The sequence below is a fragment of the Micromonospora sp. NPDC005197 genome, assembly GCF_040608295.1.
Classification (GTDB): Bacteria; Actinomycetota; Actinomycetes; order Mycobacteriales; family Micromonosporaceae; genus Micromonospora.
On the sequence record NZ_JBEXHY010000008.1, the window covers coordinates 39,396 to 51,832 of the forward strand.

The window sequence follows — 12,437 nt, forward strand, 5'->3', positions numbered from 1 at the left end:
TCTCCGTTTTATTGTGGGCATCAACGCTCAAATCGGGCCCTGCGGGTCGCAGACCCTCGATCCGCGACAGCGGATCGCGGGTCGACAGCCCGGGACACCAGCAACGCGGCCAGCCCGGCCCGCGACGACACCCCCGTCTTGCGGAAGATCCGGGTCAGGTGAGCCTCCACCGTCTTGACTGTCACGTACACCTGGTCCGCCGCCTCGGCGTTGCTCGCACCGGCCGCCACCAGGCGGGCGATGTCCCACTCCCGCCGCGTCAGGGTCAGCTCCCCGCCCGCGGCCGCGGCCGGCAGACGGCCCGCGGCCCCGGCCGCGCGGCTCTGCTCGCCGGCCACCGAGCGGCGCAGCGGCGGGGAGTCGACCAGCTCCGCGATGCGGCGGGTCTCGGCGAGTTCGACCTCCGCCGCCGACCACTCCCGGGCCTCGCACAGAGCCCGCGCCCGCACCAACCGCGCCGACGCCTCCTCCAGCCTCCACCCCAGACTCGCGAACGAGTCCGCGGCCGCGGCGGCCAGCTCGGCGGCGCAGCGCGGATCCGCCTCCAGGGTCAGCCGCGCCCGGGCGGTCCGGGTCAACGCGGTCTGCCCCCGCAGCCCCAGCCGCTCGGCGTACCCCTCCGCCACGTCCAACCAGCGCCTGGCCTCGTCGCACCGACCGGCCTTGTGGGCCATCTCGGCCAGGGCCGAGGCCCAGCAGGCCCGGTTGGTCAGCTCGACCTGGTCGAGACCATCCCCGCCGCAGGCGCGCAGCAACGTCGCCGTCGAGCCGGCCCGGTCCCCGGCCAGGAAGCGCAGACGCACCGACACGCGCTGACTCGCCCCGTCGTACCAGTTCTCGCGGCGGGTGCTGGCGTCCAGCACGGCGGTGTCAGCCAGGTGGCGGGCCGCCTTCGGGCCGCTGCGCCAGGCCACCGCGATGGCCCGGTACGCGCGCGCCAGCGCCACCATCGGGTCGATGCCCATGGCGACGGCCACCTCCTCGGCGTCCTCACCCTCGACCCGGGCCCGGTCCAGGCTGCCCAGTCGGGCGGTCACCGCGCAACGGCCGACCAGCAGCCAGGGAGTCAGCGCCACGAGACCCGCGCGGCAGCAGATGTCCAGCGCGCGGTCGAAGTGGTGCAGGGCCGAGCGCTCCCGCTCGTGGAAGTATTCGGCCCAGCCCAGCAGGGCCAGCAGGTCCGGGTGCCGGGCAAGGTCGGTGTCGGCGAACGCGTCCACCTCGGACGACGCCCGGTCCAGCGTCTCGGGCGCCCGGATCCCACAGTCGGTGTACGCGGCCACGAACGACTGCACCACCGCGGCCGTGGTCGAGCAGACCGCCGAGCCGGTCCGCTCCGCCAGCAGGCTCAGACTCCGGGCGTGCTCGGCCGCGTCGGGCGCTGCACAGAGGGCGCCGGCGATCGCCGCCTCGACGGTCAGCAGGAACTGAGTGTGCGGCTCCACCCGCCCGTCCCGGTACGGCAGCAGCAGCGCGTACGCGTCGAACGGCCGGCCCAGCAGGCGCTCCACCCGCGCCCGTGCGGCCACCGCCCGCAGCCGCTGGTCGCAGTCGGCGAGAGGGCGGCGGGTGAGTTCCTGTAACAGGGTGCGGGCCTGGCGCAGCTGACCCGCGCCGACCAGCGCGTCCGCCATCGCGAACTCCAGCCGCGTACGGCGTGGCTCGGTGACCTCGGCGGCGGGCAGCAGCCGCTGGACGTTGGTCAACCACCGGATCGCGTCGAGCCGGGGCACGAGACCGCTCTCCGCCGCCTCGATCAGCGCGTCGGCGGTCGCCGGTTCGGCGCACTGCCCGCTGGCCGACAGGTGTTCGGCGTACCGGGTGACCGGATGCCCGAGCTCGCGCAGGACGCGGGCCGCCGTCGCGTGCAGGCGTCGCCGCCGGCCCGGGGACAACGCGCGGTACACCACGGTGCGGTCCACCTCGTGACGGAACCGCAGGGTCGACGCCTCGGTGGGGTCGGTCCGCAGCAGGTCGGCGGCCACCAGCGCGTCGAGCAGGTCGCTGGTGACCTCGGGGCCGCGATCGGCGAGCGCCGCGGCCAGCGCCGGCTCGAACCCGTCCGGGCACACCGAGACGGCCTCCAGCATCTGCCGTTGCTCGTCGGTCAGCGCGTCGAGATCGAGCTGAACCGCGCCGGTGACGTCGACGGGCAGCTCGGCGGGCAGGCCCCGCAGGGCGGCGACCGGGCCGTCCAGGGCGCCCGGGCGGTAGGCGAGGACGTAGCGGGGGACGCCGCCGGAGAGCACGTGCACCCGCTGGGCGGCGCGTCCCTCCACCAGCCCGAGCAGCGCGGCGACGCTGGCCGGATCCAACGGTGTCAGGGTGACCGCCCGGCGGCTCAGGTGGATGCCGGCGGCGAGCGCGGTGGTCACGCACGACGGCATCTGCCGCGGCCGGTACGCGGTGACCCACAGCAGACCCGGGGGCGGCGCCTGCGCGAGCCGACGCAGCAGCGTGGCCGTCGCGGGTGACGCGCTGTGCAGGTCGTCCAGGAGCAGCAGCAGCGGCCCACCGGCGCGGACCGGCGCCGACGGCTCGTCGGTCAGCGCCGCGAGGGCCTGCCCGACCTGGTGGCCGTCGCGGCCGGCGGCGGCGAGCACCGGCACCCCGGCTCGTCGGGCTCGCGCGGCGACCTCGCGCAGCAGCCGCGTCTTGCCGGTGCCGGGGTCACCCACGAACTCGATCATGGCGGGTTGGCCGTCGCGGACCCCGGCCAGGGCGCGGTCGAACAGGTCGAGCGCGCAGTTGCGCCCGACCAGGGGGTCGAGAGGGTCGCCCGACGGCGGCGGGGCGAACTCCTCCTCGCTGATGTTCATCGGCGCTCCACGACGGGCGCCCGCGCGCCGCGGTCCACCGGCGTACGCCATCGGTCGGTCGTGGTCGGACTCGGCCCGGCGGCGGCCCGACGGCCAGGTCGGACGCGAGAATGCGGCGAGTGTTGGCCCAGCTTCAACTGCCACCCCCAGGATCTGTCCCGTTCGGGCCTCTCGGCGTGCCCGATGCCAGCGGTGCCAATTGCCGGCGCTCGGGCGAGCGGCAGATGCAACTCTAGGTCCGCGCGACAAGAACTGCGATCGCGGGACCGGTTGGTCCTATTGCCTAAGAGAGCAAATGTTGCTGCCCAAAAACCGAAATAGCGGACTTGGTTCTTGACACAGCGCACACCGGCGGTTGCGGTGAGTTCACGACAATGTGGGGTTTCCCCTACTGTCGCATCGTTCCCCGTCGCTTAATGTCGACCCCGGCGGTGCGACGCCTTCTGGGGGGACTTCGGATGACCGTTCATTATCGATCCTATCTGGACAATTCGTCAGATGCGGAGGTGATGCTGAGCGAGCCGGAACGATGGCACGCATTTCAGTGTCTTTTGCCGCCGCGCGCCGCGGTGGCCGACGCGTTCCTCACCCGGGGCATCAGTCCGCTGCTGCACGGCCTACAGGCTGCCGGTGAGCTGTCCGCCTGGTCGTTCACCCGGCAGTCGCCGCGGGTGGTCTGTCTGCACCTGCTCGGCAGCGCGCCGCGACTGCTGGCGGCCCGACTGGCGGGGCTCTGCGTGGCGGTCGGGGCGGAGGGGCCCGTGCACGTGCCGCACCTCGCCGCTCCGCCGGCGCGCGATCCACGGCTGGTCGACGTGGCCGTCGATCTGATCGGGATGACCCCGGGGCGGCAGGCCCGCCTCGGCGCCGCCGTGGACCTGGCGATGGTGGCGGCCATGCGCAACTGCCCCGCCCTGCGGGGCGACAGCGAGCTCGTCACGTCCGAGGCGGTGGCCGCCCTGCCGAGCGTCCGCTGGCAGCGGATCACCACCGCGCTCAAGACCGAACGCCACCCGCTGACCTGCTGGGCACACCTGCTGGAGGCGTTCCGTCGTGCACCGGGATACGAGGGCAGGATGACGTTCGACCTGGTCCACCTGCTGCACAATCAGCTCGGGCTCAGCACCCGTGACGAGCAGCGGGTGCACGCCGACCTGATCCGTTCGCTGTCGCGGCGCCGGGCCGGAGCGCGGCGGTCGCCCCGCTCGCACCTGGGCGTCCAGCATCCCGGGCCGGTCCGCCCGAAGAGGTGAACGACCGCGCGACCTGCCGGTCGGGGCCGCCGACCGACCGGCAAGGAGTCGACGTGATCGCGCAACGGCTGCGGGTCGCCGCCTACGCGGTGTGCACGCGGGACGAGCACGTGCTGCTCGCCCGCTTCGTGTCGGCGGACAGCTCGGCGTGCCACTGGACGCTGCCCGGCGGCGGGGTCGAGCACGCCGAGGACCCGTACGACGCCGTCGTCCGGGAGGTGGCCGAGGAGACCGGTTACCAGGTGCGGGTCGAGCATCTGCTCGGTGTGCACTCGCGGACGAGGTACGTGCCGTTGGGCGACGCCGATGCCGCCGAGCTGCACATGCTGGCCATCTATTACCGGGTGCGGATCACCGGCGGCGACCTTCGGCACGAGACGGGCGGCTCGACCGACCGGGCCCAGTGGACACCGCTGGCGAGCGTCGCCGAGCTGGAACGCTCCGTCGTCGTCGACGCGGGGCTCGCGTTGCATCGTGGCCTGCCGCCCAGCGGCCACGTGCCGCCGATCGAGATGAGCGAGCTCCTGCGGCACTGAGGTGTGCGGTGTTCCGGCGCGGGGCGTACGCCGGAACACCACGGGTGGAAAGTCAGCGCGCCAGCCACTCCCGGTAGGACGTCGGCGCGAGCACCGCGCCCTCCTTGGCGATCAGCGCGTCGCCGGGAGCGGCCGCGAACATGCCGGCGCTGTCGTCGGTGGTAACGGTGCGCTGGTCGCCGTGCGCGGCGAGGGTGATCCGGCCCAGTTCGTCGAGCCCGAACACGTCGGGGCCGGCGACGTTGCGGACGCCCCGCAGGGGGGCGCCCACGCTGACGTCGACGACGGCCTGGGCCACGTCGGCCGCGGCCATCGGCTGCAGGGGGGTGCTGGGCAGGCGGACGCCGTTGTCGTCGGCGGTTCAGGAGATGACCGCGTCGATGAACTCGAAGAACTGGGTGGCGCGGACGATCGAGTACGGCACCTTGCCGGCCTTGAGGATGTCCTCCTGGAGCACCTTCGCGCGGTAGTAGGCCAGGTCGGGCACCTGGTCGACGCCGACGATGGACAGGACGACCGGGTGGCCGACGCCGGCCCGCTCGGCGGCGGTCAGCAGGTTGTCCATGGTCGTCTGGAAGAAGGCGGGGGAGGCGTCGTCGAAGGTCGGCGAGTTGGTCAGGTTGACGACGACGTCGGCGTCCTTGAGCGCCTCGGGCAGACCCTGCCCGGTGAGGAGGTCGACTCCGGTCGACTGCGAGTGCGGTACCGCGTCGTGCCCGGCCGCCTGCAGGATCTGGACGACCTGGGACCCGATGAGGCCCGTCCCGCCCATCACGGCGATCTTCATGTCCGTTCCACCTTCCCTGTCTGTTTTGTCCGCCATGCCGCTACGGCACTTAACTCGGACTTCCTATGGGTGGAGTGGGCGCTGCACTGCTGCGTCGTGCTCACGGCCAGCAGCAGGCCCGTCCCGGCGGCCCGGCTCGCTGAGCTGCACGACGTCTCCGGCAGCTACCTGGCCAAACAGCTCCAGTCGCTGGCCCGCGCCGGGCTCATCCACTCCGTGCAGGGCAAGTCGGGCGGCTACGCGTTGACCCGCGCTCCGGAGAGCATCAGCCTGCTCGACGTGGTCCACGCCGTCGACGGGCCCGGCCCCGCCTTTGTCTGCACCGAGATCCGCCAGCGCGGCCCGCTGGCCAGCCCACCCGAGTCCTGCACCCGCGCGTGTCCCATCGCCCGCGCCATGTCCACGGCGGAGAAGGCGTGGCGCGAGGCCCTGGCCGGGATCACGATCGCCGACCTCGCCCGCGACGTGGACGTCGACTCCGGCCCCGAGGCCCTGGCCGGCGTCAGTGCCTGGCTCACCGGCGACCGCGCCGGCTGAGCACGCTCAGCCGGTGTGGCGTACCTCGGTGTCCCAGATCTGCGCCCACGGCCGCCGCAGCCCCCGGCACACGAGGATCGGGCCGCCGTTCTCGTCGTTGTCCACCTCGACCCGCTGGTCCACCCGCCCGGCGGGCGTGCACTCCTGGAACCAGGCGTTCAGCGCGTCGGGGCGCTCCCAGCCGACCACGATCGCCACGTCCGCGTCGGCGGGTGGGCGGCCGAAATCCACCATGCTGTTGTGCCCGGAGTACGCCCGGGGGAGCCCTCGGGCCGGCCCGTAGCGGGCGATCGCCCCGGCCTCTCCGTAGTTGCCGGTGAGGATGACCGCCCGCGAACGTTCCTGCGGCGGCAGGGCACGATGGACGGTGGCCACCGAGTCGGCGAACTCCGGCCAGCCGATGGTCTCGCCAGCGTCGTAGTTGACGTCGACCACGAAGCTGGGCAGCCGATCGGCCGGCAGCACCGGCAGCAACAGCACGACGGTGGGCAGCAGGAACGGCACCGCGAGCACCCCCCGACGCAGCCACGCCGACCCGCGCGAGGCCCGGGCGGCGCTCACCACCGCGCCCGCGGCGGTGAGCACGAGCAGCAGAGGCGCGTCGTAGTAACCCTTGCCGCCGGCCACCAGGACGATGCCGACCACGACCACCCAGGCCCACCCCACCGCGCGGTACGCCCGCCACGCCGGCCGGCGCAGCAGCGCGACGAGACCGGCGATCCAGATCGGCACGGCGTACGGGCTGATGATGACGAACTGCAGGGTGAGCGCGTCGAGGCGACCGCTGTAGGAGCTGTCGCCACCGGAGATGGAGGCCGCCACACCGAGCTGCGGGAAGCCGTGCGCGGCCTGCCAGATCAGGTTCGGCGCGGCCAGCAGCACGGCGATCCCGGCGGCGGCGAGCACCCACTTGTCGCGCAGCAGCCGACGCGGCCCCGCGATCGCCACCCCGGCGAGCAGACCCACGGCCAGCAACGCGGGCAGCAGCTTGTTGAGCATGCCCACGCCGAGCACCAGCCCGAGCGCGAGCGCCCACCGGCTGTCCCCGGTGCGCAGCAGCCGCACCGCGCACCACGCGACGCCGAGCCAGACCAGCAGGTCGACGGTCGTGGTGCTGAGCAGGTGCCCGCCGGCGAGCACGATGCCGGACAGCGCGGCCAGCACCGCGGCGAAGGTCTGCCCGCCCCGGCCACCGCCCAGCTCGCGGGCGATGGCGGCGACCAGGAGGACCGCGACGCCGGCCAGCAGCGCCGACGGCGTACGCAGCACCACCAAATTGCCCGGCGCGATCGTGTCCAGAAGTCGGGCCAGCGCCGGGACGAGCGGGCCCTGGTCGACGTAGCCCCAGGCCAGGTGCCGGCCGCAGAGCAGGAAGTACAGCTCGTCGCGGTGATAGCCGTAGCGGCCGGCGAGCAGCAGCAACGTCACGCTGGTCGCGGCGGCGACCAGCCACGGGCCGAGCGCACGGGGACCGGGCTGCGGCAGCTCGGCCGGCGCGGACGACCGCGCCGGCAGGTGCGGTCGATCGGTGTCGATGGCGGGCTCGCTCACCGACCCATCATCGCCCGCAAAGCGGCCGCGTGGGTGCCCCGACGCCTGCGGATGCAGGTGGTCTGACCAGGTGCGAAGATCAGCTTGGTAACTCGGACCGAGAGGACGACATGCGATACCGCACTCTGGGCGCCACCGGCACGGTGGTGTCGACCCTGTGTCTGGGCACGATGACCTTCGGCGCGGAGACCGACGAGGAGGGCAGCTTCGCCCAGCTCGACCGGTTCGTCGAGGCCGGCGGCACCTTCCTCGACACCGCCGACGTCTACTCCACCGGCGTCTCCGAGGAGATCATCGGTCGCTGGCTGCGCTCCCGCCCCGACCTGCGCGACCGCCTCGTCATCGCCACGAAGGGCCGATTCCCGATGGGCCCCGGGGCGAACGACGCCGGCCTGTCCCGCGTGCACCTCACCCGCGCCCTGGACGCCAGCCTCCGGCGGCTCGGGGTCGAGGCCGTCGACCTCTACCAGGCGCACGCGTGGGATCCGCTGACCCCGCTGCCGGAGACGCTGCGCTTCTTCGACGACGCGGTCCGCGCCGGCAAGATCCGCTACGCGGGAGTCAGTAACTTCACCGGTTGGCAGTTGCAGAAGGCCGCCCTGCTCACCCAGCACCTCAACCTCACCCCGATCGTGACCCTCCAGCCGCAGTACAACCTGCTGGCCCGGGAGATCGAATTCGAGCTGGTGCCGGTCTGCGAGAACGAGGGCATCGGCATCCTGCCGTGGTCGCCGCTGGGCGGCGGCTGGCTGACCGGCAAGTACCAGCGCGACACCACGCCCACCGGCGCCACCCGGCTCGGCGAGAACCCGCAGCGCGGCGTCGAGGCGTACGCGGGTCGCAACGCCGAGGAGCGCACCTGGCGGGTGCTCGACGCGGTCCGCCAGGTCGCCGGGGAACACGGCGCTTCCATGTCGGCGGTGTCGCTGGCCTGGCTGGCGGCCCGACCGGCGGTCACCTCGGTGATCCTCGGCGCGCGGACCACCGACCAGCTCCACGACAACCTGACCGCCGCCGACCTGGTCCTCGACGCCGAGCAGATGCGGCTGCTGGACGAGGCGAGCGCCCCGCTGGTGGGCGACTACCCGTACGGCGGCGCGGGTGTGCGCCAGCGCGGTCGTGACCTACCGACCGGCTCATGACGGCGTTCCCCGAACCCACCACCCCGGCCGGCAGCCGCACCGAGGTCTTCCTGCGCTACCTGGATTACTTCCGGAGGTCCGCGGTGGCCAAGGTGTCGGCGCTGGCGGAGCCGGAGCTGCGGCGCAGCCGGCTGCCGTCCGGATGGACCCCGCTGGAGCTGCTCACGCACCTGCGCCACGTCGAGCTGCGCTGGATCGAATGGGGTTTCGAGGGTCGGGCGGTCGCCGAGCCGTGGGGCGACCGCCGCGACGACCGGTGGTACGTCGCCCCCGAGGAGACCCTCGCCGACCTGGTGGCGGCGCTGCGCGCGCAGGGCGCGCACACCAGCGCGGTGGTCTCGGCGCACGACCTGGCGGAGATCGGCGCGCCGGGCCCGCGCTGGAACGGCGCCGACCCGGCGTCACTGGAACGGGTGCTGTTCCACCTGGTGCAGGAGTACGCCCGCCACCTCGGCCACCTCGACGTGGTCGCCGAGCTGGCGGGCGGCCCGACCGGGGAGTGAGACCGCCTGCTCGATAATGGACCGATGCCGCTGCTCGTCGCGCCCGCACTGCCCGCCGGAAGCCTCGCCGCGCAGGAACAACCCCACCTTCCGGTACGCCCCGGGCTGGCGCTGCGACCGTGGCGCGACGACGACGCCCCGCTCGTGCGGGCGGCGTTCGACTGCCCGGCGATCCAGCGCTGGCACGTTCGCAGGCTGGACAGCGACGACGAGGCGCGGGCGTGGACGGCGCAGTGGGCGGCCCGCTGGAGCGCCGAGACCGCCGTGAGCTGGGCGATCGTCGAGGACGACGACCGGCCGGTCGGTCAGGTGGGGTTGCGGCAGGTGTCACTCGCCGAGGCGTCGGCGGACGTGTCGTACTGGGTGCTGCCCGCCGCGCGTGGCGCGGGCGTCGCCACCGAGGCGCTGCTCGCACTGACCCGGTGGAGCTTCGCGGCGGGGCTGCACCGGCTGGCCCTGGAGCACTCCACCGCCAACGCGGCGTCGTGCCGGGTGGCCACGCGGGGCGGCTTCGCCCTGGAGGGGGTGACGCGCGAGTCGGTGCGCCACGCCGACGGCTGGCACGACATGCACCTGCACGCCCGCCTGGCTTAGCGGGCTTGCGCCCAGCCGACGAAACGCGGGGTCAGGTCGGGCAGCGCCACGCCGGGGTTGAGCGCGGTGAGGTCCGCTTCGGCCTCCTGCTGCACCGTCGCCAGGTGCGTCAACAGGCCGGGCCGATCCTCGCGGTACTCGCCGAGCAGGCGCAGCTTCGCGGTCGAGCACGGCCAGAGGATGCCGCAGACCGGGCAGCGCCACGACGGGCGCAACGGGGAGTGCGTCGACTTCCTGGCCTTTCCTTCGGTGTGTGGCACGGGTCCTCCTCCTGGGTCGGCTGTTGGAAGCGGGGCCGCTTCTGGTCGCGGAAGCGGCCCCGCCACGAACGCGTCCGCCGGGTTCGGGTCCCTGCCGGCCGCGCCGTCGATACCCCACTTTGCCGGGAGTCTCTGGACAACCACACAGCGTTACGTAATCTTCTTGGCGCAGCCCATTTGCTCCCAGGGAAGGGACGGCATGAACCACGCGTTTGTCGCAGCGCTCGCCGAGGCGGGTCACACCGCCGAGAGCCTCGCCGATCGGATCGGTGTGCATCCGAAGACCGTCGCCCGGTGGGCGAACCCGGGCCACGTTCCCCAGAGTCGACACCGCGCGACCGTCGCGGAGCTGCTGGCCCGCGACGCCGAGGCACTGTGGCCGGACGCATTCCGGCGCCGCGAACCGGTGTGGTTCCGACCCTGGGTCGACCTCGAACGCGAGGCGCTGACACTGCGGTCGTTCCAGTTGGCGTGGGTGCCGGGGCTGCTCCAGACCGAGGCGTACGCCCGGGCGACCCTGGCCGGCGGGGTTCTGACGCCGGACGCGGTCGACGAGTTCACCGGGGCGCGGAGCAGCCGGCAGTCGATTCTCGACCGGGAGAGCGACGGGCCGCTGCTCATCGCCGTGCTCGACGAGGGGGTGCTGCGCCGGCGCGTCGGCGACGACCGCGCGTTGATGGCGGCGCAGCTCACGCACCTGCTCGGGTACGCCGAGACGGACACCGTCCAGCTCCAGATCGTCCCGGCGGACGCGCCCAGCTACCCCGGGCTCGACGGGCCGTTCACCATCGCCGACCTGCCGGACGGCTCGCGGGTCGCGCACGTCGACAGCGCCGCGCAGGCGCAGATCCTCGACCAGACATCGGAGCTTGTTAGCCTGGAGCGGCGGTGGGAGCGCATTCGCGGCGAGGCGCTACCCCGGGGGCGTTCCCTGGACCTTCTCAGAGAAGCGGCGGCATCATGGACCTGACCGACGCGCGGTGGCGCAAGAGCACGAAGAGCGGCGGCAACGGCGGTGACTGCGTCGAGGTCGCCGACAACCTCCCGGGCGTGGTCCTCGTCCGCGACACGAAGGATCGCGACGGCGCGACGCTCACGTTCAGCCCGCAGTCGTGGCGCAGCTTCGTCGCCATGGCACGCGACGCCCGCTGACCGTCCACATCGCACGCGGGGCTCCCGGCGGCGCCGGGAGCCCCGCGCACGGCCGGCCCGATCTGATCAGCGCACGCCGGCCGGTTCGGCCGGTTGCGGTTGTGGGGCCGCCGGCCAGGTGAGCCGGCGTACGCCGGGCACGAGCGCGGTGCCGGCGCAGGAGGCGAGCACCAGCAGGCCGGCGACCGCCAGGGGTACGGGCGCGCCGAACGCGTCGGCGGCCAGCGGCGCCAGCGCGTAGCCAAGCGGCATCGCGGCCAGCGACACCAGCCAGTCGTACGAGGTGACCCGGGCCAGGACCTCCGGTGGGAAGTGGTGCTGCACGACGGTCTCCCAGACCGGGTTGAGGTAGCCGAGGGCGGTCAGCGCCACGGCGTACGTGACGATCACGGCCGGGGCGGGCGCGGCGACGGCGAGCAGGAACAGCGGCGCGGCGTAGCTGGCGAGCCCGAGGTTGGCCAGCAGCACCGGCCGGCGGAGCCGTACCCGCCCGGCCAGCAGCGAGCCGGTGAGCATGCCGACCGCGCCGGCCTGCAACAGCAGCACCCACGTCGCCTCCCCGCCGAGGCGGTTGATGGCGACGGCCGGGCCGAGGGTCATCAGCACGGCGGCGGCACCGTTCCACACGCCGTGCCCGAACAGGCTGGTCCAGAACCAGTCGCGGGCGCGCACCTCGCCGAAGCCGTGCCGCAGGTCGGCGAGGACCGAGCGGCGGGGCACCGGCACGTGTCGGACCCGGACCAGCGCGAGCAGGGCGGCGCTGAGCGCGAACGACGCGCTGTCGATCACGAACGCCCAGCCGGGCCCGGCGGCCCAGATCAGCGCGCCGGCCAACGCCGGGCCGAGCAGCCGGCTGGCGTTGGCGGTGACTCCCATCAGGGCGTTGGCCCGTTGCCGGTCGGCGGGCGCGACGGTGCCGGCGACCAGGGGAGACGCGGTCGGGATGGCGAACGCCGACGCGGTGCCGCCGAGCGCGGAGGCCACCACGACGGTGGTCAGCGACACCTCGCCGCCGAGCAGTTCGACGCCGATCGCGAGTTGGGTCGCGCAGCGGACCAGGTCGGTCAACAGGGCGACGCGTCGGGCGGCGAACCGGTCGGCGACGACGCCGCCGAGGGGCAGCAGGAGCAGCCGGGGCACCATCGCCGCGGCGAGGACGACGGCCAACGCCCCGGTGGAGCCGGTGGCCCGCAGCACGGCCAGCGCGAGCGCGGCGGGCACCACCGCGTCCCCGACGGCCGAGACGGTACGGCCGAGGAACAGCAGCCGGAAGGAGCGGGTGCGTAGGGGGTGAGCCATAGCC

The 12,437-nt window shown here is 73.7% G+C and carries 14 protein-coding genes; 8 read left to right on the top strand and 6 right to left on the bottom strand.

Annotated features, from left to right (window positions below; translation table 11 throughout):
• Positions 1 to 20 precede the first annotated feature (20 nt).
• Complete coding sequence (locus ABZU46_RS05505; RefSeq protein WP_354855254.1) at positions 21 to 2,819, bottom strand: LuxR C-terminal-related transcriptional regulator; 2,799 nt, start codon at positions 2,817 to 2,819, stop codon at positions 21 to 23.
• Between the two features lie 569 nt (positions 2,820 to 3,388).
• On the opposite strand from ABZU46_RS05505, the gene ABZU46_RS05510 reads away from it, so the two are divergent.
• Together ABZU46_RS05510 and ABZU46_RS05515 are read left to right on the top strand one after the other, a co-directional pair.
• Positions 3,389 to 4,072: a hypothetical protein gene (locus tag ABZU46_RS05510; RefSeq protein WP_354855255.1), complete on the top strand. Its 684-nt coding sequence runs from the start codon at positions 3,389 to 3,391 to the stop codon at positions 4,070 to 4,072.
• A 53-nt stretch (positions 4,073 to 4,125) separates the two neighbouring features.
• The gene (locus ABZU46_RS05515) at positions 4,126 to 4,608 is read left to right on the top strand and encodes an NUDIX domain-containing protein (protein WP_354855256.1); all 483 of its coding nucleotides are present in this window, start codon (positions 4,126 to 4,128) and stop codon (positions 4,606 to 4,608) included.
• Between the two features lie 52 nt (positions 4,609 to 4,660).
• On the opposite strand, the gene ABZU46_RS05520 is transcribed toward ABZU46_RS05515, so the two are convergent.
• Positions 4,661 to 4,921, bottom strand: coding sequence for an NmrA family transcriptional regulator (locus ABZU46_RS05520; protein ID WP_354855257.1), 261 nt, complete (start codon positions 4,919 to 4,921; stop codon positions 4,661 to 4,663).
• Positions 4,922 to 4,969: 48 nt separating this feature from the next.
• Entirely contained in the window at positions 4,970 to 5,395 is a 426-nt protein-coding gene (locus ABZU46_RS05525) for an NAD(P)H-binding protein (RefSeq protein WP_354855258.1), read from the bottom strand.
• Between the two features lie 69 nt (positions 5,396 to 5,464).
• On the opposite strand from ABZU46_RS05525, the gene ABZU46_RS05530 reads away from it, so the two are divergent.
• A complete protein-coding gene (locus tag ABZU46_RS05530) occupies positions 5,465 to 5,932 on the top strand; it encodes an Rrf2 family transcriptional regulator (RefSeq protein WP_354855259.1) in 468 nt (155 codons plus the stop codon).
• A 6-nt stretch (positions 5,933 to 5,938) separates the two neighbouring features.
• On the opposite strand, the gene ABZU46_RS05535 is transcribed toward ABZU46_RS05530, so the two are convergent.
• Positions 5,939 to 7,483, bottom strand: a complete 1,545-nt coding sequence (locus ABZU46_RS05535) for a glycosyltransferase family 39 protein (protein WP_354855260.1) — start codon at positions 7,481 to 7,483, stop codon at positions 5,939 to 5,941.
• A gap of 110 nt (positions 7,484 to 7,593) precedes the next feature.
• Here ABZU46_RS05535 and ABZU46_RS05540 point away from each other — a divergent pair, with 110 nt between their 5' ends.
• From ABZU46_RS05540 to ABZU46_RS05550, 3 genes are read left to right on the top strand one after another with little or no spacing between them, the layout of a single operon-like run.
• On the top strand, positions 7,594 to 8,625 hold the full coding sequence (locus ABZU46_RS05540; protein ID WP_354855261.1) for an aldo/keto reductase: 1,032 nt from the start codon (positions 7,594 to 7,596) through the stop codon (positions 8,623 to 8,625).
• Complete coding sequence (locus ABZU46_RS05545; RefSeq protein ID WP_354855262.1) at positions 8,622 to 9,128, top strand: DUF664 domain-containing protein; 507 nt, start codon at positions 8,622 to 8,624, stop codon at positions 9,126 to 9,128. Before ABZU46_RS05540 ends, ABZU46_RS05545 begins: the two co-directional genes overlap by 4 nt.
• Before the next feature lie 24 nt (positions 9,129 to 9,152).
• The gene (locus ABZU46_RS05550; RefSeq protein WP_354855263.1) at positions 9,153 to 9,722 is read left to right on the top strand and encodes a GNAT family N-acetyltransferase; all 570 of its coding nucleotides are present in this window, start codon (positions 9,153 to 9,155) and stop codon (positions 9,720 to 9,722) included.
• On the opposite strand, the gene ABZU46_RS05555 is transcribed toward ABZU46_RS05550, so the two are convergent.
• Positions 9,719 to 9,982 (bottom strand): flavin reductase, encoded by a 264-nt coding sequence (locus ABZU46_RS05555; RefSeq protein WP_354855264.1) that lies wholly within the window; start codon positions 9,980 to 9,982, stop codon positions 9,719 to 9,721. The two genes, ABZU46_RS05550 and ABZU46_RS05555, sit on opposite strands and share 4 nt — an antisense overlap.
• Positions 9,983 to 10,181: 199 nt before the next feature.
• Between ABZU46_RS05555 and ABZU46_RS05560 the strand changes: the two genes are divergently transcribed.
• On the top strand, positions 10,182 to 10,952 hold the full coding sequence (locus ABZU46_RS05560) for a Scr1 family TA system antitoxin-like transcriptional regulator (protein ID WP_354855265.1): 771 nt from the start codon (positions 10,182 to 10,184) through the stop codon (positions 10,950 to 10,952).
• The gene (locus tag ABZU46_RS05565) at positions 10,943 to 11,134 is read left to right on the top strand and encodes a DUF397 domain-containing protein (RefSeq protein WP_354855266.1); all 192 of its coding nucleotides are present in this window, start codon (positions 10,943 to 10,945) and stop codon (positions 11,132 to 11,134) included. The genes ABZU46_RS05560 and ABZU46_RS05565 overlap by 10 nt, the downstream gene beginning before the upstream one ends.
• A 66-nt stretch (positions 11,135 to 11,200) precedes the next feature.
• Here ABZU46_RS05565 and ABZU46_RS05570 read toward each other — a convergent pair whose 3' ends face one another.
• A complete protein-coding gene (locus ABZU46_RS05570; protein ID WP_354855267.1) occupies positions 11,201 to 12,433 on the bottom strand; it encodes an MFS transporter in 1,233 nt (410 codons plus the stop codon).
• Positions 12,434 to 12,437 lie beyond the last annotated feature (4 nt).